Source organism: Alcanivorax nanhaiticus (genome assembly GCF_000756665.1).
Taxonomy (GTDB): Bacteria; Pseudomonadota; Gammaproteobacteria; order Pseudomonadales; family Alcanivoracaceae; genus Alcanivorax; species Alcanivorax nanhaiticus.
The window spans coordinates 365,054-391,649 of sequence record NZ_ARXV01000003.1; the positions used below are offsets into that span (position 1 = coordinate 365,054).

A 26,596-nucleotide genomic window follows, 5' to 3' on the forward strand; every position below is an offset into this window, starting at 1 on the left:
ATTAAGGCCATTGGCGCCAACCAATCAAACGGTTGTTTGAATACCATGGTAGAGTGCCCAAATGTTTACACCGTGTCACCCCCGGTCTGTGACCTTATTCCGCAAAAGCGGTAAAGTAGAATAAAAATGCATCACCAAAACAAATGAACAAAGGCTGCAACGCTTAAGTGTTTACCCTGATCCCAGAGGACCCGCCTGAACGCGCAGTACGCCTGCGTCGGCAATTGATGGCGTTTTACTCCTACTGCCTGCTCTGGTTCGGCACTTTTATGGGTGTGGAACTCACAGCATTTGACCCTGTCACCCCACACGTTGCCATTTTCGGTCTGCTGTTTTCTGTCAATGCGGTTTTCTATGTATTGATTCGCAGCGGCTTCAGCGAGCGCTTTCGTGATCCCAGCCTGACCGTTTTGCAGATGGTGACGGGCATTCTTGCCATCACAGCCGTCCTTTACTACTCAAGAGAGCTTCGCGGGGCCATGCTGAGTATTTATCTGATGGTGATGACCTTCGGGGTGATTTCACTCGATCGCCGCCGGCTGATGCTGATGGCTATCTTTATCCAGAGCTGCTTCAGCATGTTACTCATCGGCGAAGGACTGCTGGCCCCTCAACGAGTGATCTTCTCCTACCAGCTTGGGCACTGGTTTATCCTTGCACTGGTGCTGGGCTCCTTTGTTTATGTCGGTGGGTACATTCACAACTTGCAAAGTCGCGTCAGAGAGCAACGTGAGGGATTGCGCGAGGCCCATGATCGCCTTGCTGCAATTGCCGTCCGGGATGATCTCACCGGGCTGTATAACCGGCGCTATTTCCTGGAGCGGCTTGAGGAAGAAATGTCGCTGGCATCGCGCAGTGGCTCCAGCTTGCACCTTGCCATCATCGATCTGGATCACTTCAAGCAAGTCAACGACACCTATGGTCATCCCGCTGGCGATGAAGTGATTCACCGCTTCAGTATCACGGCCAGTCTGGGGTTACGCCGTTCAGATATTCTGGCCCGCTATGGTGGCGAAGAGTTTGTGGTGCTGTTTCCCCATGTCTCATCCACTGCCTGTGTGGCCGCACTGAATCGTTTACGTGAGACTTTTGCCGCGCAAACCTATCCTTTTGCGGAGGAGTTGCGAAACACTTTCTCTGCGGGTGTGGTCGAATACCAGAAGCACGAAAGCGCACAGGATTTTACCCGTCGCGCTGATGCCGCCCTCTATCAAGCCAAGGCCAAAGGCAGAAATTGCGTGGTGAAGGGCTAACGCCAGGGGCCAGAAACGGGTAACCTCCCTCCCATCCAGTCTCAATGCTTGCCCGCCCGGAGGGGCCTGATGTCCGAAATCACCAATCCCAGCCTCAAAAACACGGTTCGTAACTACTTCAAGTCGCTCGGCGAGGATGCCCCCACATGGACCGAGATCCATGGCTTGCTGTGCGCATTGGCGGTAGGCCCGGTCGGTGACGTGGATTATGCGGCAGTGCTTGAGCTGGAAGTGCCTGAAGAAGTGGCCGCCGCCATGGAAAAATTGCGCCAGCGCCTGGTCACCCAACTGTTGGCCGGCGATGCCATCAACCTGCCCTGCCTGCTTGATCCCTATCAGGAAGACGACGGCCAGGATCTGGCCAGCTGGTGCGCAGGCTTCATGAGTGGTGTATTTGAAGATGAAGCAGCCTGGTATCAGGATGACGAGGCTCAGACCGTGGACTTGATGCTGCCCTTCATCCTGATTTCCGGACTGGATGAAGATGAAGAACTGGACGCACTCTGGGAAAACACCCAGGTAGTACGCCAGATGGCACTGAGTATCCCGGAGTTATTGGAAGAATTCTTCCTGCAATTCCACGGCCCGGATCAGGGCGACGAAACCGAATAACACGTTTCAAAGGCACTTTTACCACAGAGATCACAGAGGCACAGAGAGAGGCCCTTGTTTTAGCTCAGTGAACTCTGTGGTTAAACGCCTTGTACTCAACTATCCGAGCTCAAGGAAAGGTGGCTGATATCTGGCACCTTAACCTCCTCATCCTTCTTCTTCTGCCCCAGATCCTCCCCGACACCCGCCATGGAAAGATGACTCACATCAGGGGCTGGCGGCGGCGGCGCATGTTCACTGTTATCCATGTCTTCCCCCACAGCCGCCACACTATAAGGCCCCGAGAACCCGGTCCCGCCCGTTCGGATAGTTCCGACCGTTTCGAGGTCTCCCGAATTCTGCTCGACCTCAGCCTTCCCGGCCGGGGCAACAGCAGGTGCGGCCGGAGCCGACCCGGCACCTGGTGCTGAAGGCTCAGCCACTGCCACTGTTTCCTCCACAGACTCCAACGGCTTGAGTACACACTCCGCACCGGCCTGCTTCAAAGCAGCACGAAACTTCATTGCCGTCGCCTGATCGGCGTCCTTCTTGAGCACCACCGGCTGACCGGCAAACAACTTCTCTACCTTCGCCGCGTCCATTTTGAACAAGCGCCCCAGATTGGCCTTTACTGTGGCCGGATCTGCGCCTTTGACCAACTGGCCAGCAAATACAACATGGAAACGGGCTTCACTCATCATGGATTCCTTTGTCGCTCACGCCGGGCCGGGCCCGGCATGTACTTAATTCATCTGGCTGGCAGAAAACTCGGCAAGCGCCAGGATGGTTCTGGAGGGGTTCAGACCCAATGATCTCGGCACCATGGCACCATCAATCACAAACAGATTTGGGTAGTTGAACACCTCACCCCGGTGGTCGACCACACCTTGCTCAATGGTGTCCGCCATATTGCAGCCACCCAACGGATGGGGAGTGATCAGATCCTTGAACAACGACCAGGTTGCCGGAGTGGTTGGATCACCACCAGTGGCCTTGGTCAGCGCAAGATGACGGTCTGCCAGCCCCTGCACCGCCTTCTCGGCCTTGCGGTAGTCCCAGTCCAGTTTCAGTGTGGTTTTCTTCCACGGCCAATACCAGCGTCTTCCCAGATAAAAGCGACCGCCGGGCTCATCCATGGCCTGACCAAACCAGGGCATGATATTGCCGAACGGATCACTCTTGTCACCATAACGCAGCATGGCATCGCCCAGGCGAGTGCGAGCGATGATAGCGCTCTTGCCCATGGCTTCCAGCCAGTTGCCCAGCACATCCGGGATGCCGCCGTCTTCGACGAAATAACGGGCACCGCCATCGCTGCCATCCAGATAATCGATGGCGCTGGAGATGGTCGGACCACGGGTGGGTGAAATCACCCGGTCTTTGTAACTGGCGGGGGTGGCAAAATCGCCGTTACAGGTCCAGTTATCACCGAGACGACGGCTCAGCAGAGGCAAAGTGCGATACTGGTCTCGACAGCGCAAAAGCAATTCGGTAGATCCGACGGAGCCAGCTGCCACAATCACTTTTTCCGCACGGAACACGCGCCAGCACTGACCATCCAGATCCCTTGCCCGTACTTCATAACCGCCCCCCGCCACCGGCGAGATGGTGCGAACATGGTGCAGTGGGCGAATCTTTGCCCCCGCCGTTTCTGCCGCCGCCAGATAATTCAGATCCAGGGTATTTTTTGCCTGTACCGGACAGCCCAGGTCACAGTTGCCGCAGTGAGTACAAGTGCCTTGCTGCTTACCCTGGGCGTTCACCCAGCTTTTGCTGTGCTTGTAATCATAGGGATCCGGATCCATGTCGCTGGTCCAGTCCGGATTAAAGGTCACCGCCTGATCCACCATCCGGAAGCGATGACCATCACCCAGTGCTTCAGCCGCTTCTTTCATCAGCCTGGTGCGTGGCGTCCATTGGTTATCCGGCAACGTCTGCACATTCATCATCACGCCCGCCGCATCATAGTGCGGCTTGAGTGCCTGATAAGTGATAGCCTCCGGCCAGCCGGAGTCAAATGTCTCAGGGGTCGCTTCAATACTCACGTTGGCATAGATCAGCGAACCACCGCCGACCCCGGCCCCCATGGCGACACTCATATCGCCGAAGTAACGAAAATCGATCCAGCCGTTTTGTTTTTCCGGCTCATCTTCATCCCACAGCCAGTTTTTCTGACTGACCGAGGGATAATCGGCGGGCTGCCAGCGGCGACCACGTTCCAGTACTACGACCTTGCTTCCCTTCTCTGCCAACCGGCATGCCATGGCTGCACCACCAAAGCCACTGCCAATGACCAGAACATCCACTTTTTCCATGTTTTCCCCAGATTTTTATCATGCCGGCAGCTCTCCTTGCCGGTTCTTCTAATCATCGAATTGCACTATAAAATCTGCGGTCAATCCTGTCTATTTCAGACGCTTTCAAGTAACCTTCCGTCCCTTGTTCGTGAGCCCTCCCGCCTTCTGCCGTATTTAGTCCCGCACCATGGAACAAATCGATTTCGTCACCGTTGAAGAACAGCAGCGCCCTCGCAAACGCAACGGAACCACCAGCGCTGCCGCGGCTCGCACCACAAAAAAAGTGGCACGCCAGGGGGCTGCGCGTGAAGGCTATCGCCGGCTCACGGCGGATATTCCTGCCGACCTGCACAAACGGCTGAAGATGCAGGCCTTGATGGAAGACCGTTCTGTCACCGAACTGATTGTGCAAGCTGCAGAGAGTTTTCTTCGCAACCGGGACTAACCGGGCTCTCCCCCGTCATCACTCTTTCATCCAGCTGTCACGCTTTCGCACATCTCAAGCGTCACCATAGTCATCAATCGTCCATGGAGGTTCGATAATGACTGCTGATATTTTTCTTCTCGGTTGTGCTCTACTCTCCGCGCTTTGCTTTCGCTTCCTGTTCAGACACCTGCCTGAGGAACGCTGGCAGTTTGTCGCCTCCCTGCCACTGAAAAAGAATGACGATGGCTCGTGGCAAGGCCTCAACCTCACTTTTTATGGGCTGTTTACCGGCCTGGCCGGAGGTGTTGGCGTCGCCTGCTTCATTCTACTGACAGCATCAGTTCACGTGCCTCTCAGCACCTCACTGCTTCTGACGCTTGGGGTGCTGGCTATCTGTCTGCCCGCTGCCAAGATCATTGCCACTGTGGTGGAAAAGAATCGCCATGGTTTTACGGTAGGTGGCGCCAGCTTTGTGGGCATTCTGATTGCTCCCTTGTTCCTTTGGGCTGCGGATCTGCTCTGCCAGCGCTACTGGCAAGTCACGCTGCCGATCCTTCCCATGCTCGCCGCCATGGCGATTGCCTATGTGATTGGTGAGGGCATTGGCCGACTGGCCTGCATCAGCTTTGGCTGTTGCTACGGAAAAGCGCTGTCGCAGTCACCACGCTGGGCCAGACGACTGTTTGCCACCTTGCATCATGTTTTTATTGGCAAGACCAAAAAAATCGCCTTTGCAGGCGAAATGGAATCCGTGCGTGTTATCCCTATTCAGGCCGTAACCTGTGTGGTTTACACCACACTGGCGTTGATCTGCAGCGCGCTTTTTTTCCACGCCGAATTCGGGATGTCATTCTCACTGGCACTCATCGGCAGCCAACTCTGGCGCGCCTGGTCGGAAACATTACGAGCGGATTATCGGGGTGGCAGCAAACTGTTCTCGGCCTATCAGGCCATGGCGCTCTTCGCCGCGCTCTACGGCATCGTCATCAGCCTGTTAATGCCTGCCCATACTGAACTGACTCCAAGCCTGGCAGCAGGCTTCACTGCGCTCTGGTCACCCGGAGTAATTCTCAGCCTGCAGCTGATCACTGTGATTATGTTCTTCTTCTCCGGCACCAGCACCATCACCACCGGGGAACTGCGCTTCGGGCTGGCGGCGGACTGGCGTAGTCAGGCGGGATGTGAAGACGAAAAATGCAAGCACACAGGAAATGCCACCGCCTGAGCGGCAAGCCTCAAGCTGCAAGCTACAAGTTGCAACGCGGACAAAGGCTTGTGAATTTTTAAATCATGGTACCCGCGGCCACGCGATAAGCGCGGGCACCAGCGTTCCGAACCGATAGAACATTTGCCGCGTTGCAACTTGTAGCTTGTAGCTTGTAGCTTGAAACTCACAGCTCGTAGCTCGCAAATGACAACTACACCAACGCCGCCGCTTTCACCTGCGCAAACAACGATTCTCCCACCATGATATTCAGCTCCCTCACAGAACGGGACGACAGCCGCGCCAGCAGAGTCTGAGAATGTAACGCGAGTTTCACCAGATGCTGACCTGCTCCCGTTGGCGTCACTTCCTGCACGGTTACCGGGTGGATATTCAGAATACTGGATTGCATGGGCTGGACTCTGCACAAGCTCACGTCCCTGGCGGCGATGCGCAGCCGTACAAGCGCCCCTTCTGGCTTTGCCTGCGCCAGTGGCACCATAAAAGCGGCGCCGTCCACCAAAACGGTTTGCAGATGATCGGCTTCATCAAAACTGCCACATACACCGCTTAGCATTGAGGATGCATCACTGCGCTGGGCCAGTGGTCCAGTCAATGAAACCAGAGCGGTCGTCACCGGCCCCTGCGCAGTAAGCCGGCCCTGATCCATCAACCATACCTGATCCGCCAGTAACAACAGCTCATCAAGGCTGTGGGTCACATAGAGCACCGGCACTTTTTGCGCCACCCGCTGTATCATCGCCAACAGGCTCTCGCGGTGGGGAAGATCGACGGCCGACAGTGGCTCATCAAGTAACAGCAGTTCTGGATTACCCACCAGGGCTCTCGCCAAGGCGACGCGTTGAGCCTCACCACCAGACAGTTTGTGTACCGCCCTGTCCAACAGATGCCCAATGCGGGTTTCCTCGATAATGGCCTCAAGATTAACGCCCTTACCGCGTCTTTTTTGGACGTACTGGATATTGCCGCGCACGCTGAGATGATGGAAAAGAGTAGGATGTTGCAGAAGCATACCAAGCGGCCGCTGCCAGACGGGCAAGACCGTCTTGGCCGGCTCATCCTGCCATGCTTCATCATCGAAACGAATCATCCCCTCGCAGGCATGCAGCCCTGCCAGCATGCGCAACAAGGTACTCTTGCCGGTACCGGAAGGCCCAAACAACACGGTCACACCATTGTCGGGCAGCTTCCCGGAGGCCTCGACACTCAATGTGCCGGCCCTGCCCTTGATAGCGAACTCCAGGCTCATAGCCAGCTACCCGAAGTACGCTGACGCTGCCAGCGGAACAGTCCCCACAGCATCAGCAGGGAAGCCACCAGAAGCACCAGCGCCAGACGGTGGGCATTGGCGTAATCGCCCGCTTCCACATGCTCATACAGCGCAACGGATGCCACCCGGGTTTCACCTGGCAAGCTACCGCCTATCATCAGCACCACACCAAACTCTCCCAGGGTATGCGCAAAGCCCAGCATGGCAGCACTCAAATAACCCAGCCGGGCTTGCGGAAAAACCAGGGAGCAAAAGCGGTCTAACGGGCCTGCCCCACAAACAGCGGCCATCGCCAGCTGATCTTCTTCAAGATTGGCGATGGCATTTTTGAGAGGCTGCAGCACAAACGGCAACGAATAGACCACTGAGCCAATTACCAGGCCCGGGAAACTGAATGCCAGCGATCGCAATCCAGCCAGATCGCCAATCCAGCCCCCCGGACCATTGGGCCCCAGCAGCAGCAGCAGGTAAAAACCCAGCACAGAGGGAGGCAATACCAGCGGCAATGCCAATGTCGCCTCCAGCAAGGCCTGCCCCGGCCAGCGACGGCGTGCCATCACCCATGCCAGCGGCGTACAAATCAGCAGCAGAAGAAGGACCGTGACGAAAGCCAGTTGAATACTGACCCACAACGCCAACCAGTCGCCATTACTCAGCATCGGTCACCTGATAACCATGATTGATAATGATGGCTCGCCCTTCATCGCTGAACAGAAACTGGTAAAAGCCGCTGACCTCTGGGGAATCAATCAACTGGATGGCTTGCTGGATAATTGCCGGGTACCTGGCCTCGGGGATCAACCACAATGAACCGCCCTGCTCCCGTACCTGACTGTAGGCAACGAAAGCCGCTGCCGCGGCACCACTATGAGCGAAATGATAACTCTGGCCCACATTTTCCGCCTGCACCAGCGGAACACTGTCCGGTACAGCAAGGTCATCAAGGACGAAACGAGCAGCCAGGCCATAGGGAGCCGTTCGAGGGTTGGCCAGCGCGACAGGCTGGATGGCGCCACTTCGCAGCATGTCTGGATCGAGCATGAGGTCCGATTGCGGTGACCACAGGACCAGCAGCCCGCGCGCATAACTCCTGACGCTGTCGGGCAGGCCCAATCCTTCCCGGGCAAGCTCACGTGGGCGACGGGAGTCAGCCGCAAGAAACAGGTCATAGGGAGCACCGTGACGTATCTGCGCGGCCAGTTTTCCGGTGGATGCGACGGTCAGAGCAATATCGATATCAGGGTGCAGTTGCCGGTATTGCGCCACGATTTCCCGAAGTGGTTCGGCAAAATTGGCAGCAACCGCAATCTGGATACGGTCTGCATTTGCCCAAGCAGAAAGGGCCAGCAACAGTAAGCCAATGAGGGGGCGCATCGAGATCTCACTCAAACGGGTGAGCTCAGTCTAGGTGACAAGCAAAGCCCTGTCAGGCCTTTCCTCTTTGCTCTTCCTCACCAGCATCAGCCTGCACTTTGCGCGGATTCTGCCCCCTGTGCGCCTGACCACGCGAACGCGCCAACTCAATCTGTTTCTGGCGCTCTGCAAAACGGGCCTTCTGCTCGGCGCTGGATTCGTCATAGCACTGCGGACAGGACACCCCCAGCTGGAACATGGGGGAAGACTTGTCTTCTTCGCTGATCGGGCGGCGACAGGCATGGCACTGATCATATTCGCCCGGGTTCAGATCATGATCCACTGTGACACGCTCATCGAAGACAAAGCATTCACCTTCCCATAACGAGTCTTCCTTGGGCGTTTCTTCCAGGTATTTCAGAATCCCACCCTTGAGATGATAAACCTCTTCAAACCCCTGCTCCTTGAGATACGCCGTCGATTTCTCGCAACGGATACCGCCGGTACAGAACATGGCAACTTTCTTGTGCTTGGCCGGGTCCAGGGTTTCTTTCACATAGTCCGGGAATTCCCGGAAGGTACGGGTATGGGGATTGATCGCCCCCTTGAAAGTCCCGACTTCCACTTCGTAGTCATTGCGGGTGTCGATGAGAATTGTCTCGGGATCGCTGATTACCTGATTCCATTCTTCCGGGGAAAGGTAGGTACCCACAGTGCGATTGGGATCAATCCCCTCAACGCCCATGGTGACGATTTCCTTCTTCAGCTTCACCTTGGTGCGCAGGAATGGATGCTCATCGTGGTATGACTCCTTGTGCTCCAGATCGGCGAGGCGCGCGTCGCTGCGCAACCAGTCCAAAACGGCATTGATGCCGGCACGAGGTCCGGAAATGGTGCCATTAATGCCCTCACTCGCCAGCAACAGAGTGCCACGCACATCCTGTTTCATCATCAAGTCCAGCAGCGGATCTCGTAGCGCTTCGTACTCGTCGAGCCGAACAAACTTGTACAACGCGGCCACCACAATGCTGCTGGCGGTTTCTACCGAATGACGATTACTCACTGACTCACTCCAATGAAGGATTCAAACCCGAGGTTCTTTTCGTACAACTAATGGATGAAGGATGCGAAAACCGGGGCTCAGTGCTGCCCGAACTCCGGGTCATGCTTGCTACCACCCAGACAATCCGGCGATTCTGCCACCTCGCCACCCAATGCCTTCCACTCATCGACCGTATGGGCATGCAGAGCCAGCGCGTGTACCGGTCCTGCCAGCTCTTCGGCCAGTAGCTGATAAAGCATCTGATGGCGCCGCACCGGCATCATGCCAGCAAAGGCATCGCTCACCAGCACCAGCTTGAAATGGGTTTCCGAGTTGGGGGGAACACTGTGCTTGTAGCTTTCATTCTCAAGCACCAGATGGGCCACCGGCACCGCATCCCGGATCTTGTTTTCAATCTGCTCAGCTACCGCCATGGTTTCACCCTGAATCATCCGACATCCCAATAATAACGCCTCACTGTCACCAGCGGGGCGCATATTCTACGCCTTTTGGCGCAAGGGAGAAATGTCAGCCAGCGGAAGTCGGCAGCGGGATAATGGTTTCCCACAGTGCCTCGCCAGCCTCATCCAACAAGGCCGCAAAGGGCTCTCCAGGACCAAACTGACAAACCTGCCGAGTGTCCTGCCAACGAGGCCAGTCCAGCTCATTGCCATGGGCAAACTGCCCCCAAACTGACATCACCCGCTCAGACAAAGCCTTGGCTTCTTCACCTCCGCCCGTGAAATAAACACCCGCCGGCGTGTCGGTCACACCAAATACAAAGGGAATATCCACCACATGACAGGCCCCCAGCGGCAGGCCAAACGGGGCACTGGGCCAAGTGAACTGGAACCCCCAACAATCATTATTATGGGCGGAGTGGCTATCCAGCAGGCGCAACGTTGGCACCCGGAACAACCGGTCCGATTCCATGGCGGAGAGCCGGTCGAGGTCGCAGCGACCGGGATCGGGGGTCACCGTTTCACGGTAATATCGGTCAGCCTCTGCACCATGGCCCGGCAAGCCCCGCTCGAAACGACGCAACAGCTCGTCATCACCGATTTCGCGCAGCGCCTCCATGGAGGTCTTGCCGGCCAGCACCCCTCCATATTGGAAGAAGTGATATTCGTCCGCGCACACCCCCGCCAGCAATCGCTTTTCTGCAGCTGCACCGCGGGCAATTGCCTCAATGGGCAACTCGGGTAAAAAATCGCCGTCGACCACTGGCAGGAAATTCATGGCGAACTGGGGGGTGGTTTTTCGCAGCCCCCTGTCCACCAACACCTTGACAGAGGCGTTCTGCGCTCTGATCCAGTCTTTGTCGGAACAATTCAATAACCGCGCAGCGGCATTGCCATCCCCGGGGAGCGCCGCAACCATTGCCTCGGCAACCTTGCTGGCCTCCTCTGGCGACAGCGCAAAGTCGGCAGCGCCCGACTGTACGATGGCTGCATGAAACAGGTCTGTTGCTGCTGGACATGCCAGCAACGAGCAGACACTAAAACCACCTGCAGATTCACCAAAGATCGTCACCGATGCGGGGTCACCGGCAAAAGCCGCAATGTTTTCAGCTACCCACTCCAGCGCTGCCACCTGATCACGTAATCCGGCATTGGTCACCGCTTCCAGCTCCGGTGCCACCGCACTGAAATCCGCAAAGCCCAGCGCTCCAAGCCGGTAGGCAGCATTCACCACCACCACGCCCTGGCTGCGCGCCAGCTGCGCACCGTTGTACAACACCTGGGAGATAGAGCCGGACAAATAACCACCACCATGGAACCAGACCATCACCGGGAACGGCCCTTCACCTTGCGGACGCCAGATATTCAGATACAGACAATCCTGGCTGGACTCATTAACACCCATGATTGGGTTATTCATCTGCAGTGAAGCCAGCGGAAACTGATCTGCCCGGAACGCTTCATCGCTATCCGGTAGCGGCTGCGGTGACTTGAAGCGACGCTCTCCAACCGGAGGCATTGCGAAAGGGATGCCGCGATACTCAATGACCCCTTTGTTGTGAAGGCCTTCATAGTGTCCCTGACGAATAACTGCTGTCATGGGTTCTCCCTGAATCAAAAAATGGACTCAAACCACAGTTTTGTTACTGATTAGTAACTGAATCTGGCTCATGTTTTATTGTTCTACAACAATAATTCCCACCCTGAAAAGCTGGCATACACTTGCTTCGCCCTCAGGGCACGCCAATCAATCTAAGGAGGGATCCCCTTATGAGCAACAACGTTATTGAACAGCTGAATGAGCGCTACGAGCAACTGAATTCCGAAACCCGTGCAGCAGCTGAAAAAGTCAGCAATGCCCTTCGCGGTGCCGCCAAGCGTGTTGAACAATCCAGCACTGAACTGTTTGACTCCCTGGTGAAGACTGGCGAAAAGCGTCAGAAGAAACTGGCCAAGACCGCCAAGGCCACCAGCAAAAAGGCGGCGGCAAAAGCCTCCACCCTGGATGAACTGCGCGGCAAGCTGGCTGAAGCCCTTGGCCTGCCGACCCAGAGCGACGTTGAAGCTCTGAACAAGAAACTGAACAGCCTGACCCGCAAGGTCAACAAGCTCGCCAAAGAAGCCAGCTGACGTTAGCCCACAAGGATTGGCGTGGGGAGGGCATGCCCTCCCCGCCTTCCTGTGCTTCAGCACATCAACAGTTGACTTCATCCTCCTGCTCTCGTTAGCTACTGCTCGGGATAACAACACATCACGAGCTCATGCCGCCCAGCTATACAACACTTCTTCAACAACGCACTGTCGCCCCCTTCTGGCTGGAGTTTCTGCTGGATGCAGCCTTACGCTCTGGCGTTGACCTCAGCAGCTCGCTTGTTGAACTGGGCGTCAGCAACGAAGACCTCGAAAACCCTCAGTCTCGAATTGCCATGGCAGTGGAAGACCAGCTGATTCGGCAGGCACTCATTCACAGTAATGATCCCCTGTTTGGTCTTCATATGGGCGAGGTGATCCGTCCGCGTTTTATGGGCGAACTGGGCTATGCCAGCATGTCCAGCGCCACCCTAAGGGATGCCATCGAGCTGATGATTCCCTTCATGAAGGTCACCACTGAATATGCGGCACTGCGCTTTGAGTGGCGGAACAATTACCTGTGGCTGATCTGGGAAAGCGACATGGAATCCCTGCCCACCTACCCCATGCGCATTGATGCGAATTTTGCCGCTGCGATCACCTTTGGACGCTGGATTCTGGGCAAGAACTACAACCCCGAACTGATCCATCTGCGCCATCCGCCGCAGGGAGCGGAGGCAGAGTACTTACGTATCTTTGGTTGTGAGGTGGCGTTTCAGCAGTCAGAAAATGCCATTGTGCTGAGTGACGATATACTCGATCTGCCCCTGCGTGATGCCGACCCGGAAGTGCACAAACTGGCTCGCTCGCGGATGCAGCGTGCCGTCACCCAGTATCATGCCCGTGACAACCTGCTGGATCAGGTGCGACTGGAAATCCAGAAATGTCTGCAAGATGGTGTTCCTCAACTTGAACCCATTGCCGACGAATTGGGTGTCAAACCGTGGACCCTGCGTCGACAGCTACGCGCCGAAAACACCGACTTTTCCTCGATGCTCGAAGAGGAACGCCGCCGGCTTGCCTGTGACTGGTTACTCCACAGCGAGCGCTCAGTGAACCAGATTGCCCTTGATCTCGGCTACTCGGAGCAGAGCGCCTTCAACCGGGCGTTCAAGCGCTGGTTTGGCATGACTCCAGTCAGCTATCGGGAACAAGGGCGCGATGCGCCAGCGCCCTAGGGGCTCCCCAGGAGCCTCTGTTAACTCAAGCCAGACGGACACTACCCCGCCAGCGACGCTTGCATTCACCCAGGGTATAACCCCGTGAGAACCCCTCCACCAGGGTCCCGCCCAGGGCACCTTTGAGCATGGGTATCGACATCGGCAGCAGGCCGTAGAATAGCGAGGACAGCTGCGCCACCTTAGTCAGCTCCTCACGCCAACCCGACAGTAATGTCAGATAACTTTCAGGCTGGTCCGACAACAGAGCCTGGGCCGCCAGCTGGCCGCTCAACACGGCCCCGTAGATCCCCTCTCCCAATAGTGTCTCGGTTGCCCCCACCGCATCCCCGACAAACAGGATACGGCCGTGCTTCAGTCTTACCTTGGGCAACCAGGTTCCTAACGGGAAGCCCGAAACGTGATGCGGCTTCACTCCCAGGCGGTCAAGACAGTATTGATCAAGTGCCTTGCGATCCGGTGCAGCCAGGCCATGCTTCCAGATATACAGGCCCACGTTGATATGATCCCCCTTGGGGAACAACCAGCCATAGCCGCCCTTGATGGCCTGGAAATCCAGCGTCATGCCCGGATACGCCTTGAGATCGGCACGATCAATGTGACCCTCAATGGCCATCGCTCCCTTCAAGGACGATTCACCCAGCAGATGGCGTACCCGACTGTTAGCACCATCAGCCGCTACCAGATATGTCGCCCGGATCGTTTCACCTTCCTTTGTGTGAACCTCTACACCACTGCCGTTCTGGCGGATCGCAGCCACCCCTTTGGTGAGCTGAAATTCTGCCCCCTGCCGCTGAGCCTGCTTTAGGCAGAACCGGTCCAGCTCACTGCGTTCGGTCATTACGCAGAAACGCTGCGTCGATTTGAGCTGCCCTTCCGGGCCGGGGTAACGACTGACATGCAGGGTGTCTACCGTCTCCCGGATCACCGGATCGATGGAAAAGCGATAGCGGTTGAGGGTCTTCACGGTCACCCCCCCGGCGCAGGGTTTTCCCGCTCCTGCCACCCGCGATAGCATCAGCACACGGCGGCCACCCGCGGCCAGATCCCAGGCCGCAGCACTGCCCGCCTGCCCCGCCCCGATCACCACCACATCCCAGGTATTCATATTCCTCCTTAGGAGTTCGTGCGATTACTCGCCAGCTCCTTTATAATGCGCGCCGTTCGGACCTCTGACCCATGCAAGGCATGGTTCAGAGGTTCATCGTTTCTGCCACCTCTCCCGAATTCAAGCTAGGAGATTGTTCATGAAAGCACCCGTACGCGTAGCCGTTACCGGCGCCGCTGGCCAAATCAGCTATTCCCTGCTGTTCCGCATCGCTTCCGGCGATATGCTCGGCAAAGACCAGCCCGTTATCCTGCAGCTGCTCGAAATCACCCCCGCCCTGGAAGCGCTGAAAGGCGTCATCATGGAGCTGGAAGACTGCGCATTCCCGCTGGTTGCCGGCATCTCCGGTACCGACGATGCCAACGTGGCCTTCAAGGATGCCGACTACGCGCTGCTGGTTGGTGCTCGTCCGCGTGGTCCGGGTATGGAGCGTAAAGATCTGCTGGAAGCCAACGCAGCCATCTTCTCCGCCCAGGGCAAAGCCATCAACGACAATGCCAGCAAAGACATCAAAGTCCTGGTAGTCGGTAACCCGGCCAACACTAACGCCCTGATCGCCCAGCGCAATGCGCCGGACATCAACCCGCGTCAGTTTACTGCCATGACCCGCCTTGATCACAACCGTGGCATGGCGCAGCTGGCCACCAAACTGGGTAAAACGGTCAACGACATCAAGAAAATGACCATCTGGGGCAACCACTCCTCCACCCAGTACCCTGACCTGCACCACTGCGAAGTGGACGGCAAGGTTGCTGTGGATCAGGTTGAACAAGACTGGTACGAAGGCACCTACATTCCGGAAGTTCAGCAGCGTGGCGCGGCCATCATCAAGGCTCGTGGTGCTTCCTCTGCCGCTTCCGCAGCTAACGCTGCCGTAGATCACATGCGCTCCTGGGCGCTCGGCACTGCCGAAGGCGACTGGGTTTCCATGGGTATCTACAGCGATGGCTCCTACGGTATTCAGGAAGGCCTGATCTACTCCTACCCCTGCACCTGCAAGGACGGCGACTGGACTATCGTTCAGGGCCTGGAAGTCAACGACTTCTCCCGTGCTCGTATGCAGGCTACCGAGCAGGAACTGGCGGAAGAGCGTGACGCTGTTTCCCACCTGCTGCCGTAAGGCGTAGCGGTAAAAGAAAAGGGGCTCTTCGGAGCCCCTTTTTTATGCGTTCAGCTTGGATCAGCCATCAGTAATCCGAAAATTCCATCTGCTGACCAGCTTCTGCCCGCTGCATGTAATCCTGGTACGCAGGAATCGAAATAGCCGCAACAATCCCGCCTACAAAGAACAACACCCAGAGCACCAGCATCACGGCAAACACACCCTTCACGCGACCACTGTTCGGCACCGGCGCGGGGCCGTAATCATTACCGCTGGGAGAGCCTTTCTTGAAGAGCAGCAGCAGCATCATGATGAGGTTGGCAATGGGCACCAGTAACAGTAGCGACAACCAGCCCGACGCATTGAAGTCATTCAGTCGACGGACCATGAAAATCACACTGAACACCAGTAGCGCAATAATCATTGCAAAATACAGGAATCCCAGGATAACCACTCCGCCGCCTTGCTGGGCCTGCTCCAACCCACCGGATACAGCGGCAATGATGCCCATTGCGATAGCCAGCACAGCATAAAAAATGACTGACATTACCGCGCCATAGACGAAATAGCGCATTCGGCCAATTCGACCAGACGCCGAAAACATTTTTGGATGATAGGTCTGTTCCTGTGTTGCAGCGGCAACATCGGACACCGGAGCCTGATACGGCTGGTTCATAGATCCCCCTTAAGGATGGTGATAGAAAAAGAAAAATCAGGATTGGCTACGATTGAAATCGTCCATGGCCCGCAGCAGATCACGGCGACTGATCTGCCCGATCAGTTTGCCCTCCTCCACCACCGGTAACCGGCGACGATGATCAGCCAGGAAAATTTCAGCCGCGTCCAGAATGGAAGTCTGGCCAGATACGGTTTGCAGATCGACTGTCATATATTCAGACACCGGACCGATTCCAGTGTCGTGATAACTGGCTTCAAGCGCCCCTTTAAGGCAATCGGATTCGGAAAACATCCCCTGGAGCTCACCCGATTCATTGACCACCGGAGCACCGGAAATCTGGTTCTCAAGCAGTACCCGGATGGCTTCATGTACAGACAGGTCAGGAGAAAGCGTGATCACACGACGGCTCATGTAATCCGCCACTAACATGGATTTAAGCATAGTTCTTCCTTGCCGATAGTGGGCCAGGCCCAACGATTCCCTTCAGCCTTTATAGCAGAAAAGCCCTGCCAAACCAGTCATCTAGGTCAACTTTCAGAAATTCGGTACGCCACAAACATTGGCCCGGAACACAAATAACGACCGGGCCCGGCCTCCAGGAACGAAATCCCATCCCTGAATGACGCCAAACCTGCACCAAAGTACCATTCTGACCGACGGTGATGGAAACAAAAAAAGATGAAGTGCTAATTTATTGCTATAAATAACTACTTGATCGACAACTTATATGGGAAGGGATACCGATGACCTGTCGTGAAGACGATCAGAATGAACGTACTTGGTTCCGAAGCGACCGCTTCTTTAATGAGGGGCCCAACTGGTATTTTTCCACCCGGGAAAACACAATAGAAGGCCCCTACCCGAACCGGGAAGAAGCCGAGAGCGGCTTGATGATGTATCTGCGGGACATGAAGGCCATGGAGAACTACGGTTTGAAACCCGCAAGAATGCCGGACTGAATCCCTGCGGGTTTAGGCCACGCTCAACGCTATAGCAGGGCTTTGGGCGCCGTAATAATGCCATTGTTATCCGCATAAACGTATTCGCCGGGGCGGAATACCACACCACCAAATTCAATATCGATATTGAGTTGCCCTTCGTCCCGGCGCACTGACTTGATCGGCACGCAGCCCAGTGTAACAACACCGATATCCAGCTGAGCCAGAGCATCCACATCACGGCATGCACCGTAAATAATAACGCCCTCCCAACCATTCTTAACCGCATTTTCAGCAATCATATCGCCAATCAGTGCATTGCGTAGACTGCCACCACCATCCACAACCAACACTTTGCCTTTGCCCTCTGTGCCAAGGTGCTCTTTCACTCGGCTGTTATCTTCAAAGCATTTCACGGTCACAATTTCACCGCCAAAGGCACTACGACCGCCGTAGCTAAACCAGTTAAAGCCGGTTACCACTGACACGATATCTGCATTGTCATCGCAGAGATCACAGGTCACGAAAGACATATTGACTCCTTGCTTTGATCCACCCGCAGCACTGCGGTCTATTAGGGCCTGTTAACACTACCAAAATAGCACCTGCTGAATGCATTTTTTCGTCCAGTAGTGTCAGCCGATGTGCAATGTAGTCATTCTACATAAACAGCGAATGGCGCTGCTGGGCGGAAAAAGGGATCAGCCCTCCGGGTTGAGCCCCAAAAGCCGACACTCGTCGTTATTCGTCATTCATTTGGAGAAACCAGACATCATTCCTCATGCCTAGATTGGCGGCTTTTGGGACTCAACAGGTACCATTTTGGTAGTGTTAACAGGCCCTAACCGGATTTTCCCTGTCGCTCGTGCAATTTGCCCGAGTACACCAGAAAATCCCGATAACGAAGTTTGTACAGGCCAGAATCCGGCCCCTCAAGCGCCATGCCCACCATTCCTTCTGCTACCTTGCTGCCATCGACTGGCAGCCAGTGTGCATCGGTCCAGCGAGTGAGTGGCTCGATAACGCGATTGAGCAGATTTCCCCAATCCTCAGCGGTACGCTTGTCTTCACGATTGCCTCGCAACAGGGACGGCTGAACCAGCACCAGTAACGGCAACTGCAAACGCTCCAGTGCTCGTTCCATCTGCCCTTTTACTCGTGAGTAAAAGAACGGAGAGCGGGCATTCGCATTAATGGCGGATACCACCAAAAAACGCTGCACCCCTGCCCGCTTGGCCATCTGCCCGGCCAACACCACCAAGTCATGGTCCACATGGCGAAACGCCTGCCGTGAACCGGCCTTCTTCATGGTAGAACCCAGGCAACAGAAGACGTCGTCTACCTGAAACTGCTGCTGGCAGGCTTCCATCTGATCAAGATCCACCACCTGCCAATCCAGTTTCGGATGTGACAGGCTGGACTCACGCCGCGAAAGCACTGTCACGCTGTCATAGGCATCATTGTCCAGCAGCTGCGCAAGACACTCCCCCCCCACCAAGCCGGTGGCGCCCAGTAACAAGGCCTTTCTTGTCATTCTTGTTCCTCGTTATTACTCGGTTGCTCTGGTAACCAACGGCGCAAAACCGTTTCCAGCGCATCCAGGTGTACCGGTTTAGCCAGAAAATCATCCATTCCTGCCGCCAGACATCGAGCTTGAACGCCCTCTGCCGTATTCGCTGTGATCGCCACCACAGGAATGCGCTCAGTGCCACGGCTTTTTTCCAGTTCACGCAACTGCCGGGTAGCTTCAAAGCCATCCATTTCCGGCATCATGCAATCCATCAACACAAGATCAAAAGGCTCTTGTTCCAGCAGAGCCAATGCGGTCTCACCATTACTGACCGTCTTCACCTGATAACCCAGCTTGCTCATCATGCCTCGGGTTACCAACTGGTTAACCTCATTATCCTCCACCAGCATCAGGCGGAAACGCTTGCGACGCTGGCGCTCTTCAGGGGTCTGTAGAGGAGCATCACCCACCGGAACATGGCGCTGCAGCCCCATGATTCTAGACAACGCCAGACGGATACTGGAACGGTGTGCAGGCCGCACAAGCACCACCAGATCATGCTGATCCACCATTTTTTGAATGGCGGGCAGGCCGCGTTCTTCGATGGTCGCCATCAGGACCAGTCGCACCGGACGCAACAAGGGATCTTCGAGCACATTACGACACAGATTCAGTGCCAGCTCCGGTCTTGAACAGGTATCCACAAACAGCAGATCAAAGTCCGTGTGTTCACGGTGCCCTGCACGCAACGCCTGCAGGGCATGGTCATACCCTTCAGCGGAGGAGCACTGGCAATCCAGTGCCTCCAGTTCCTCCTGAAGACAGGCCACGGTGCCCGCTGCAGAGCCCACAACTACCGCCTGAGCACCATCCAGTGCACGAATCAGGCTTTGTGCCTCGCGCATATCCGGCTGCATCTGGACGGGAACGGTAAACCAGAACGTGGAGCCTTCCCCAGGCACACTCTCGGCACCGATATGTCCACCCATGGCATCCACCAGCCCTTTACAGACCAGCAGGCCGAAGCCGGTATGGTGGCTACTGTAAACGTCCTGACCGTCTTCGATAAAACGATCCAGGAACAGGTGGCGCAGGGTTTCCGGATCCATACCCGAGCCCTGATCACTGACCCTCACACGCAGCACACCACCGCTCTCACCTTCCACCGTAAAATCTACATCAAGGCGAATTTCACCGCGGTCGCTGAACTTGATCGCGTTGCTGAACAAGTTGTTGAGGATCTGCATCAGCCGCTCGCGGTCACCACGAATGCGCTTGGGCAGCATACGATCGATGACACAGGTCAACTCCAATCCACTGGTCTGCGCCATGGGGCCAAACGCCTCCAGGGCTTGCTCAATAGCATTGCGAAAATCGAAAAACTCGGAGTTCAATGTCACCCGGCCAGATAGAATCCGGGAGTAATCCAGCACATCATCGATCAGAGTCAGCAGCAGCTTGCCACTGCGGCCTGCCACCTGCATGTAGTCCTTCTGCTCATCATTGAGCCGGGTATCTTCCAGCAGTGACATCATGCCCATAAGGGAATTCATCGGCGTCCGTAATTCATGGGCAAGCCGGTACACCAGGCTCAGCTGAATTTCGGTGTTGGTACGAACAGGCTGGGACGGGCCTTCGCTCTTGTTTCGACGTTCCCTCGTAACGGCATGCCAGAACGTCTCATACTGGCCCCGGTAAAGTCGGAAAAGATAAAACGCATAGCTGCCAATAAGGATAGCGATGACCCAGTCATGCAATGCGCCGGTGACAAACAACACCAGCAGGGTCGGTAGGAACATGAGCAGAATATAGGCCTGCCGTACACGCAGACCAGCCATCCATGATGACCCCAGTGCGGTGGTCACTCCCACGTTATAGAGAAGAATGGCAAAGAAATTGAAACCGGTGCCAACGCGCCAGGCCAGCCAGGCAGGAATCAGGCCCCACAGGAGCGCATGCAGTGACAACCCGACACCAAACAACCGCCGCCAGCGAGCGGGACCCGCACCATAGAGCGCATCAAATCGGGCGAACAGCCAGAGCCGGTATGCCGTCACGGCCAATACCGCCCCTCCACCGATCAGCGCTTCCAGTTCATAACTCTGGTACACCTGCCCCCAGGCAAACACCAGCGCATAAACCAGCAGGGCCGCCAGCACTCCCATCAGGGAATTCTTGGCGGCCCCATAATCGACCTTTCGTAAAACCTTGCGATCTTTCTTGTACGTCACAGTGTCCGTTCCGTAGAACCTGTTATAGCCGTGTGGCGCTACGTTAGCACTGCTTACCCGGGCTGGCTAGGCCCGGACACCCTTGCGTCTGCGATCCAGCGCCACCAGCAAAGGCACGAAGAAGAAGAAATCCACCACCAACGCCATACCAATGGTAATCGCAGAAAGCAGCCCCATGCTGGCATTGGGGTAGAAATGGCTGGTTCCGATCACCGCGAAATTGGCCACCAGCACCAGGGACGTTGCCACCAGCGCCACCCCCACCGTGCGAAAAGCATACTCCACCGCTTTTTCAGTATTGAGACCCAGCTCGCGTTTCGCCCTGACATACTTGCTCAGGAAATGCACGGTATCATCAACAACGATACCCAATGTCATACAGGCCACCACAGACACTGCCAACCCGACCTCGCCGTTAATCAGCCCCCACAGACCAAACGCCATCCCCGCTGGCAACAGATTCGGAATCAGAGACAACATGCCATAACGGAAAGAACGCAAGGCGATAATCAGCAGAACCGACACGCTGACCAGAGCGATCAAGGCGCCACTCAACATGCTCTGGATATTGCGCATGGTGACCCGGCCAAACAGGATGTCCATACCGGTGCCATGGGTCTGCATGTATTCGGGCCAGTTATCCTGTATCCAGTTTTCTACCCGGTCATTGAACAGCAGCACAGGATGGGAACCGATATTTTCCAGCATCACAACCAGGCGTGCCTGTGACTTGTCGATATCCAGCTGATCTTCCAGCCCCAAGCCCTGAGGCAAGGACAACTCGTAAAGCAGGGTGTACTGGGAAATCAGCTCGCGGGAATCCGGAATCCGGTAGTACTCCGGGTCTCCGCCGTGCATATCCCGGTTCAGGCGTTTGATCACATTCGTATAGGAAGTGGCATAAACCACCTCATCCTGCTGCTCAAGCCAATTAATCAGGTCATCCATGTGCTGCAGGAACTCAGGCTCCATAGCGCCACCGGAGTCTGCAGCAGGAACCGCATAGTCGATGCGGTGCATACCTGTGAGTTCAGCCATGGCGAAGTCATTCACCCGCCGCACCTCGAAACTTTCATCGAAGTACTCATTGAAGACATCGTTGATCTGGTTCATGCCAATGCAGGCTGTCAGCACCACCACGAATACCGACATGCCCATCAGCCACGCCCGGTAACGTTGGGTGAGATAGCCGGCCAGGGCAGCCATTTGGGGAGCAAAATCCCGCTGGCGGCCCGGCTCTATCTTGTGCGGCACCAACATCACAAGCGCAGGCAGCAATACCACGGAGAACAGAAACGCCAGCAATACCCCGATCAACACCACATTACCCAGTGCACGGAACGGCTGCGATTCCGAGAAGTTGAGAATGGCAAAGCCGATTGCCGTCGTCAGACTGGTAAGCCATACCGGCTGAAGATTAATACGCAAGCTTTCGACAATACTGTCCGCCTTGGCTTTCCCGTCAAGACGTTCATGGCGATAACTGGCAAGTATGTGTACTGAATCTGCCACCGCCAGCGTCAGAATCATGGCCGGCGCCATGCCAACAATCGGTGAGAACTCGATTCCCAGCCACATGGCCACGCCCATGGCCGAAGCGATCGAGAAAGTAATAATGAATACGGTAACCACCACAAACATGACACTGCGGAGAATCAGCCAGAGGCAGAGCAGCATGATCACAAAGGCCAGTGGCAAGGTACTCGACATGGATTGCTCGGTCGCTTCCGCGGCAGCCTGATTGAACACCACCGTCCCGGTCACCATAAAATCGATGCCCGGGTAGCGCTGATTATAAGTCTCGGCCATTTCCCGAGCTGCGGCGGTGATTTCTGGCGCTTCGGTTTTGCCCTCCCCCATCGTCACGGTCGCAGCGATACCCGCCACATGCCCTTTGCCGGAAATTAGCCGACCCAACAACGAGGGCTCGTTAAGGGCAATGCCACGTATTCTCTCCAGCTCCGGCTCGGACAACCCTGCCGCATTCTCTACCAGTGGAGCGACATACAGCTCATCGCCTTCCACTTCGGTGTGCTGGAAATTAGCTAACGAATCTACCCGGGTAGCATGCGGGAGCAGCCACGCATCCTCGGTCAGGGACTCAATAGCCGCCAAGGTTTCAGCCGTAAAGAGATTGTCGTTTTCAGGGTGAATAACAAACAACACCACTTCATTGGCAGTGAAGTTGTCCTCCAGGGAAACGAAGCGTTTGAAATCAGGATTGTCTTCGGTGAAAAAAATACGTGGGTCATTGTTGTTCTGGAACTTGCTCAAGCCCCCGGCCAAGCCCATCGTCAATACAATACACCCGAACAACACCCACACCGGATGCGCAACCACCCAGCGACTCCAAGCGTCTCTCATGTCTTCCCCTTTATCACTTATCTCTACAGTAGCGCTTTTTTCATATTCAACAGGGCAATGCCAGCCTGAAGTCTATTCAGGGGTAAACACTCTGTCACGGACCGATAAGGCCAAAACCTGACACAAACCCATTCTTTACGTTAACGTAAACTTCCCCTATTCTTTCACCATGACGAAAAAACAGACCTACAGCATCGGCGAATTGGCGCGCGAGTTTGATGTCACCACCCGCACGATCCGTTTCTATGAGGATCAGGGGCTGGTGTCTCCTTCCCGCCGTGGGCAGACCCGTATCTACTCCCCGGCGGACCGGGTCACGCTGAAGCTGATCCTGCGAGGCAAGCGTCTCGGCTTTTCCCTGGCTGAGTCCAAGGAGCTAATTGGCATGTATCAGCCTCAAGGTGATAACCGCCACCAGCTTCTGGCGCTGCAGAACAAGATCCAACAGCGCCGGGAACAGCTTGAACAACAATTACGTGATATCCACGCATTGCAGCTGGAACTTGATGACGCTGAGCAACGCTGCGTGGACGCCATGAAAGAACTGGAGAATTAAACCTATGTTCAACAGCAGCTTTAATTTTGATCTTGACGAGACCCTGGTTGCCCTGCGTGACAGTGTTCGCCAGTTTGCCCAGAAGGAAATTGCGCCCATTGCTGCCGAGGTGGACAAAAGCAACCAGTTTCCGCTGGAGATGTGGAAGAAGCTGGGCGATCTCGGGGTGCTGGGTGTCACCGTCAGCGAAGAATACGGCGGTGCGGACATGGGCTATCTGGCCCACACTATTGTTATGGAAGAAATTTCCCGGGCATCGGCCTCCATCGGCCTTTCCTATGGTGCCCACTCCAACCTGTGCGTGAACCAGATTTACCTTAACGGGAATGAAAGCCAGAAAGCCAAATATCTGCCCGGCCTGGTCAGCGGCGACCAGATCGGAGCCCTGGCCATGAGTGAGCCTGGCGCGGGCTCTGATGTGGTCAGCATGAGCTTGCGTGCGGATAAAAAAGGCGATCACTACATCCTTAACGGCAACAAGATGTGGATCACCAACGGTCCGGATGCCCACACCTATGTGATCTATGCCAAGACCGACACCAGTGCCGGCCCGCGAGGCATCACCGCCTTTATTGTTGAACGTGATTTCCCCGGCTTTTCCCGTGCCCAGAAACTGGACAAATTGGGCATGCGCGGTTCCAACACCTGTGAACTGGTGTTCGAAGACTGCGCCGTGCCAGCGGAAAACATTCTGGGCAAGGAAAACGAGGGCGTGAAAGTCCTGATGAGCGGCCTGGACTATGAGCGGACCGTTCTCTCCGGCGGCTGCACCGGGCTCATGCAAGCGTGCATGGACGTGGTGGTGCCCTACGTTCATGAACGCAAGCAGTTTGGTCAAGCCATTGGTGAGTTCCAGCTCATGCAAGGCAAGCTGGCAGATATGTACGTGATGCTGAACGCCAGCCGCAGCTATCTCTATAACGTGGCACGAGCCTGTGATCGCGGCGAAACCAACCGCAAGGACGCGGCAGGGGTCATTTTGTATTGCGCTGAAAATGCCACAAAGATGGCACTGGAAGCCATCCAGACTCTGGGCGGCAATGGCTACATCAATGAATACCCTACTGGCCGCCTACTCCGTGACGCCAAGCTCTACGAAATTGGCGCCGGCACCAGCGAAATTCGCCGCATGCTGATCGGCCGCGAGCTATTTAACGAAACCGCATAAAAGCCATCCACTACAGAGCACACAGAGCTCACGAAGAAAACCACTTCAGCTCTGTGCTCTCTGTGACCTCTTTGGCTAACCGTTTTTAAAAGAGGCATCCATGCCGAAGATTAACAGTCAGATCAATCCAGCCAGCCCGGAGTTTCAGGCGAATCGCGAGCATAACCTGCAACTGCGTGAGCACCTGCAGGCAAAGCTGGATCATATTGCCCATGGCGGCGGTGAAGCAGCCGAACAACGCCTGCGAGAGCGCGGCAAACTGCCTGTGCGCGAGCGCATCAATCTGCTGCTGGATCCAGGTTCTCCGTTTCTGGAAATCTCGGCACTGGCAGCCGACGGTGTCTATGGCGAAGATGTGCCAGCCGCAGGCTGCGTGGGAGGCATCGGCCATATCCATGGTGTGGAATGTATGATCGTTGCCAACGATCCCACCGTAAAAGGCGGCAGCTACTACCCGCTTACGGTAAAGAAGCACCTGCGCGCCCAGGCTATCGCTGCTGAAAACCGCCTGCCCTGCGTCTACCTGGTGGATTCCGGTGGAGCCAACCTGCCCCGTCAGGATGAAGTATTCCCGGACCGGGAGCACTTTGGTCGTATTTTCTTCAACATGGCCAACATGTCAGCCCGAGGCATTCCGCAAATCAGCGTGGTACTGGGCTCCTGTACCGCCGGCGGAGCCTATGTGCCTGCCATGGCGGACGAAGTGATCATGGTGAAGGAACAGGCAACCATTTTTCTCGCAGGTCCGCCGCTGGTAAAAGCCGCCACCGGTGAAGTGGTGACTGCCGAAGAACTGGGTGGAGCCAATCTGCACTGCGAACAATCCGGTGTCGCCGACCATCTGGCCGAGGACGAACCCCATGCGCTGGAACTGGCTCGCCGCTCCATCGCCCATCTGAACTGGCACAAGCCCGATCAGGTAAAGCGTCAGCCGGTACGAGCACCCGCTTACCCTGCGAATGAACTGTATGGTGTGATCCCCACCACCACACGCCAACCCATGCCGGCCCGCGAGCTGATTGCACGAATCGTGGATGGCTCTGAACTGGATGAGTTCAAGGCTCGCTACGGCACCACCCTGGTGTGCGGCTTTGCCCATATTCACGGTTACCCGGTGGGCATTCTCGCCAACGATGGCGTGCTCTATTCCGAGTCAGCCCAGAAAGGTGCTCATTTCATAGAACTGTGTAACCAGCGCAAGATACCGCTGCTGTTCCTGCAGAACATCACCGGTTTCATGGTCGGCAAGAAATACGAATCCGAAGGAATCGCCAAGCACGGCGCGAAAATGGTGAATGCCGTGGCCTGTGCCACCGTACCCAAGTTCACTGTGATTACCGGCGGTAGTTTCGGTGCCGGTAACTACGGCATGTGCGGCAGAGCCTACGACCCTCGCTTCATGTTCATGTGGCCCAATGCTCGCATCTCGGTCATGGGCGGCGAGCAGGCCGCCAGCGTACTCACCCAGGTAAAACAGGCCTCTCTGAAGAAGAAGGGAGAGCAATGGAGTGACGAGGAAGCTGCGGCGTTTCAGGCAGACATGACAGAACGTTATGAGCAAATGGCCCAGCCCTACTATGCCAGTGCGCGTCTGTGGGATGACGGCGTCATCGATCCGGCAGATACCCGCGATGTACTGGGCCTGGCCATCTCTGCCAGCCTGAATGCCCCCATCGAGGACACGCGTTACGGCGTGTTCAGGATGTAATGGGA

General features: G+C 55.9%; 26 protein-coding genes. 11 read left to right on the plus strand and 15 right to left on the minus strand.

Translation table 11 applies throughout. From position 1 onward, the window contains the following. The first annotated feature begins 167 nt into the window (after nt 1–167). Nucleotides 168–1,253 (plus strand): GGDEF domain-containing protein, encoded by a 1,086-nt coding sequence (locus tag Y5S_RS05755; RefSeq protein WP_231552633.1) that lies wholly within the window; start codon nt 168–170, stop codon nt 1,251–1,253. A 69-nt stretch (nt 1,254–1,322) separates the two neighbouring features. Beyond that, a complete protein-coding gene (locus Y5S_RS05760; protein ID WP_035231177.1) occupies nt 1,323–1,865 on the plus strand; it encodes a YecA/YgfB family protein in 543 nt (180 codons plus the stop codon). Between the two features lie 95 nt (nt 1,866–1,960). On the opposite strand, the gene Y5S_RS05765 is transcribed toward Y5S_RS05760, so the two are convergent. Together Y5S_RS05765 and Y5S_RS05770 are read right to left on the minus strand one after the other, a co-directional pair. Beyond that, entirely contained in the window at nt 1,961–2,542 is a 582-nt protein-coding gene (locus Y5S_RS05765; protein ID WP_035231179.1) for a hypothetical protein, read from the minus strand. 45 nt (nt 2,543–2,587) lie between these two features. Then, a complete protein-coding gene (locus tag Y5S_RS05770) occupies nt 2,588–4,159 on the minus strand; it encodes a GMC oxidoreductase (RefSeq protein ID WP_035231182.1) in 1,572 nt (523 codons plus the stop codon). Between the two features lie 169 nt (nt 4,160–4,328). On the opposite strand from Y5S_RS05770, the gene Y5S_RS05775 reads away from it, so the two are divergent. Continuing rightward, nucleotides 4,329–4,586 (plus strand): hypothetical protein, encoded by a 258-nt coding sequence (locus Y5S_RS05775; protein ID WP_035231184.1) that lies wholly within the window; start codon nt 4,329–4,331, stop codon nt 4,584–4,586. A 97-nt stretch (nt 4,587–4,683) separates the two neighbouring features. Next, a complete protein-coding gene (locus tag Y5S_RS05780; RefSeq protein ID WP_035231185.1) occupies nt 4,684–5,793 on the plus strand; it encodes a prolipoprotein diacylglyceryl transferase family protein in 1,110 nt (369 codons plus the stop codon). A gap of 193 nt (nt 5,794–5,986) precedes the next feature. Here the strand turns inward: Y5S_RS05780 and modC are convergent, their stop codons facing one another. From modC to Y5S_RS05810, 6 genes are all read right to left on the minus strand, one after another. Then, nucleotides 5,987–7,042, minus strand: coding sequence for a molybdenum ABC transporter ATP-binding protein (gene modC / locus Y5S_RS05785; protein ID WP_052041420.1), 1,056 nt, complete (start codon nt 7,040–7,042; stop codon nt 5,987–5,989). Continuing rightward, nucleotides 7,039–7,722 carry a molybdate ABC transporter permease subunit gene (modB, locus tag Y5S_RS05790; RefSeq protein ID WP_035231187.1) on the minus strand — a complete coding sequence of 228 codons (684 nt, stop codon included), beginning with the start codon at nt 7,720–7,722 and terminating at the stop codon, nt 7,039–7,041. Before modB ends, modC begins: the two co-directional genes overlap by 4 nt. After that, the gene (gene modA, locus Y5S_RS05795; protein ID WP_035231188.1) at nt 7,712–8,437 is read right to left on the minus strand and encodes a molybdate ABC transporter substrate-binding protein; all 726 of its coding nucleotides are present in this window, start codon (nt 8,435–8,437) and stop codon (nt 7,712–7,714) included. Before modA ends, modB begins: the two co-directional genes overlap by 11 nt. A 52-nt stretch (nt 8,438–8,489) precedes the next feature. Next, on the minus strand, nt 8,490–9,479 hold the full coding sequence (gene trhO / locus Y5S_RS05800; RefSeq protein WP_035231189.1) for an oxygen-dependent tRNA uridine(34) hydroxylase TrhO: 990 nt from the start codon (nt 9,477–9,479) through the stop codon (nt 8,490–8,492). Nucleotides 9,480–9,556: 77 nt separating this feature from the next. Beyond that, nucleotides 9,557–9,892, minus strand: coding sequence for a BolA family protein (locus tag Y5S_RS05805; protein ID WP_035231277.1), 336 nt, complete (start codon nt 9,890–9,892; stop codon nt 9,557–9,559). 94 nt (nt 9,893–9,986) lie between these two features. Continuing rightward, a complete protein-coding gene (locus Y5S_RS05810; RefSeq protein WP_035231190.1) occupies nt 9,987–11,519 on the minus strand; it encodes a carboxylesterase/lipase family protein in 1,533 nt (510 codons plus the stop codon). A gap of 170 nt (nt 11,520–11,689) precedes the next feature. Between Y5S_RS05810 and Y5S_RS05815 the strand changes: the two genes are divergently transcribed. After that, nucleotides 11,690–12,049 (plus strand): poly(hydroxyalkanoate) granule-associated protein, encoded by a 360-nt coding sequence (locus Y5S_RS05815; RefSeq protein WP_035231191.1) that lies wholly within the window; start codon nt 11,690–11,692, stop codon nt 12,047–12,049. A gap of 131 nt (nt 12,050–12,180) precedes the next feature. After that, nucleotides 12,181–13,227, plus strand: a complete 1,047-nt coding sequence (locus Y5S_RS05820) for an AraC family transcriptional regulator (protein ID WP_035231192.1) — start codon at nt 12,181–12,183, stop codon at nt 13,225–13,227. 25 nt (nt 13,228–13,252) lie between these two features. Here Y5S_RS05820 and Y5S_RS05825 read toward each other — a convergent pair whose 3' ends face one another. Beyond that, nucleotides 13,253–14,335 (minus strand): NAD(P)/FAD-dependent oxidoreductase, encoded by a 1,083-nt coding sequence (locus Y5S_RS05825; protein WP_035231194.1) that lies wholly within the window; start codon nt 14,333–14,335, stop codon nt 13,253–13,255. A gap of 139 nt (nt 14,336–14,474) precedes the next feature. Between Y5S_RS05825 and Y5S_RS05830 the strand changes: the two genes are divergently transcribed. After that, complete coding sequence (locus Y5S_RS05830; protein WP_035231196.1) at nt 14,475–15,455, plus strand: malate dehydrogenase; 981 nt, start codon at nt 14,475–14,477, stop codon at nt 15,453–15,455. Between the two features lie 67 nt (nt 15,456–15,522). Here the strand turns inward: Y5S_RS05830 and Y5S_RS05835 are convergent, their stop codons facing one another. Further along, on the minus strand, nt 15,523–16,113 hold the full coding sequence (locus Y5S_RS05835; RefSeq protein WP_052041421.1) for a DUF805 domain-containing protein: 591 nt from the start codon (nt 16,111–16,113) through the stop codon (nt 15,523–15,525). Between the two features lie 36 nt (nt 16,114–16,149). Further along, nucleotides 16,150–16,557, minus strand: a complete 408-nt coding sequence (locus Y5S_RS05840; protein ID WP_035231198.1) for a CBS domain-containing protein — start codon at nt 16,555–16,557, stop codon at nt 16,150–16,152. 302 nt (nt 16,558–16,859) lie between these two features. Here Y5S_RS05840 and Y5S_RS05845 point away from each other — a divergent pair, with 302 nt between their 5' ends. Next, complete coding sequence (locus Y5S_RS05845; RefSeq protein WP_035231200.1) at nt 16,860–17,075, plus strand: DUF6316 family protein; 216 nt, start codon at nt 16,860–16,862, stop codon at nt 17,073–17,075. Between the two features lie 29 nt (nt 17,076–17,104). Here the strand turns inward: Y5S_RS05845 and rraA are convergent, their stop codons facing one another. From rraA to Y5S_RS05865, 4 genes are all read right to left on the minus strand, one after another. After that, nucleotides 17,105–17,587: a ribonuclease E activity regulator RraA gene (gene rraA / locus Y5S_RS05850; RefSeq protein ID WP_035231201.1), complete on the minus strand. Its 483-nt coding sequence runs from the start codon at nt 17,585–17,587 to the stop codon at nt 17,105–17,107. A gap of 308 nt (nt 17,588–17,895) precedes the next feature. Next, nucleotides 17,896–18,588, minus strand: coding sequence for an NAD(P)H-binding protein (locus Y5S_RS05855; RefSeq protein ID WP_035231202.1), 693 nt, complete (start codon nt 18,586–18,588; stop codon nt 17,896–17,898). Then, entirely contained in the window at nt 18,585–20,795 is a 2,211-nt protein-coding gene (locus Y5S_RS05860) for a response regulator (protein ID WP_035231203.1), read from the minus strand. Before Y5S_RS05860 ends, Y5S_RS05855 begins: the two co-directional genes overlap by 4 nt. Nucleotides 20,796–20,861: 66 nt before the next feature. Next, nucleotides 20,862–23,159, minus strand: coding sequence for an efflux RND transporter permease subunit (locus tag Y5S_RS05865; protein ID WP_035231204.1), 2,298 nt, complete (start codon nt 23,157–23,159; stop codon nt 20,862–20,864). Nucleotides 23,160–23,328: 169 nt separating this feature from the next. On the opposite strand from Y5S_RS05865, the gene Y5S_RS05870 reads away from it, so the two are divergent. The 3 genes from Y5S_RS05870 to Y5S_RS05880 all read left to right on the plus strand — a co-directional run bounded on the left by Y5S_RS05870 (nt 23,329) and on the right by Y5S_RS05880 (nt 26,591). Then, a complete protein-coding gene (locus tag Y5S_RS05870; RefSeq protein ID WP_035231205.1) occupies nt 23,329–23,715 on the plus strand; it encodes a MerR family transcriptional regulator in 387 nt (128 codons plus the stop codon). Nucleotides 23,716–23,719: 4 nt separating this feature from the next. Beyond that, nucleotides 23,720–24,883, plus strand: a complete 1,164-nt coding sequence (locus Y5S_RS05875) for an isovaleryl-CoA dehydrogenase (RefSeq protein WP_035231206.1) — start codon at nt 23,720–23,722, stop codon at nt 24,881–24,883. A gap of 100 nt (nt 24,884–24,983) precedes the next feature. Then, nucleotides 24,984–26,591, plus strand: coding sequence for a carboxyl transferase domain-containing protein (locus tag Y5S_RS05880; RefSeq protein ID WP_035231207.1), 1,608 nt, complete (start codon nt 24,984–24,986; stop codon nt 26,589–26,591). Nucleotides 26,592–26,596: the final 5 nt, after the last annotated feature.

Bases quoted from the DNA above. Each gene is read 5' to 3' on its own strand.
- Y5S_RS05760 (WP_035231177.1), top strand. From the start codon at position 1,323: ATGTCCGAAATCACCAATCCCAGCCTCAAAAACACGGTTCGTAACTAC.
- Y5S_RS05765 (WP_035231179.1), bottom strand. From the start codon at position 2,542: ATGAGTGAAGCCCGTTTCCATGTTGTATTTGCTGGCCAGTTGGTCAAA.
- Y5S_RS05770 (WP_035231182.1), bottom strand. From the start codon at position 4,159: ATGGAAAAAGTGGATGTTCTGGTCATTGGCAGTGGCTTTGGTGGTGCA.
- Y5S_RS05775 (WP_035231184.1), top strand. From the start codon at position 4,329: ATGGAACAAATCGATTTCGTCACCGTTGAAGAACAGCAGCGCCCTCGC.
- Y5S_RS05780 (WP_035231185.1), top strand. From the start codon at position 4,684: ATGACTGCTGATATTTTTCTTCTCGGTTGTGCTCTACTCTCCGCGCTT.
- modC (WP_052041420.1), bottom strand. From the start codon at position 7,042: ATGAGCCTGGAGTTCGCTATCAAGGGCAGGGCCGGCACATTGAGTGTC.
- modB (WP_035231187.1), bottom strand. From the start codon at position 7,722: ATGCTGAGTAATGGCGACTGGTTGGCGTTGTGGGTCAGTATTCAACTG.
- modA (WP_035231188.1), bottom strand. From the start codon at position 8,437: ATGCGCCCCCTCATTGGCTTACTGTTGCTGGCCCTTTCTGCTTGGGCA.
- Y5S_RS05805 (WP_035231277.1), bottom strand. From the start codon at position 9,892: ATGGCGGTAGCTGAGCAGATTGAAAACAAGATCCGGGATGCGGTGCCG.
- Y5S_RS05810 (WP_035231190.1), bottom strand. From the start codon at position 11,519: ATGACAGCAGTTATTCGTCAGGGACACTATGAAGGCCTTCACAACAAA.
- Y5S_RS05815 (WP_035231191.1), top strand. From the start codon at position 11,690: ATGAGCAACAACGTTATTGAACAGCTGAATGAGCGCTACGAGCAACTG.
- Y5S_RS05820 (WP_035231192.1), top strand. From the start codon at position 12,181: ATGCCGCCCAGCTATACAACACTTCTTCAACAACGCACTGTCGCCCCC.
- Y5S_RS05825 (WP_035231194.1), bottom strand. From the start codon at position 14,335: ATGAATACCTGGGATGTGGTGGTGATCGGGGCGGGGCAGGCGGGCAGT.
- Y5S_RS05830 (WP_035231196.1), top strand. From the start codon at position 14,475: ATGAAAGCACCCGTACGCGTAGCCGTTACCGGCGCCGCTGGCCAAATC.
- Y5S_RS05835 (WP_052041421.1), bottom strand. From the start codon at position 16,113: ATGAACCAGCCGTATCAGGCTCCGGTGTCCGATGTTGCCGCTGCAACA.
- Y5S_RS05840 (WP_035231198.1), bottom strand. From the start codon at position 16,557: ATGCTTAAATCCATGTTAGTGGCGGATTACATGAGCCGTCGTGTGATC.
- Y5S_RS05845 (WP_035231200.1), top strand. From the start codon at position 16,860: ATGACCTGTCGTGAAGACGATCAGAATGAACGTACTTGGTTCCGAAGC.
- rraA (WP_035231201.1), bottom strand. From the start codon at position 17,587: ATGTCTTTCGTGACCTGTGATCTCTGCGATGACAATGCAGATATCGTG.
- Y5S_RS05855 (WP_035231202.1), bottom strand. From the start codon at position 18,588: ATGACAAGAAAGGCCTTGTTACTGGGCGCCACCGGCTTGGTGGGGGGG.
- Y5S_RS05865 (WP_035231204.1), bottom strand. From the start codon at position 23,159: ATGAGAGACGCTTGGAGTCGCTGGGTGGTTGCGCATCCGGTGTGGGTG.
- Y5S_RS05870 (WP_035231205.1), top strand. From the start codon at position 23,329: ATGACGAAAAAACAGACCTACAGCATCGGCGAATTGGCGCGCGAGTTT.
- Y5S_RS05875 (WP_035231206.1), top strand. From the start codon at position 23,720: ATGTTCAACAGCAGCTTTAATTTTGATCTTGACGAGACCCTGGTTGCC.
- Y5S_RS05880 (WP_035231207.1), top strand. From the start codon at position 24,984: ATGCCGAAGATTAACAGTCAGATCAATCCAGCCAGCCCGGAGTTTCAG.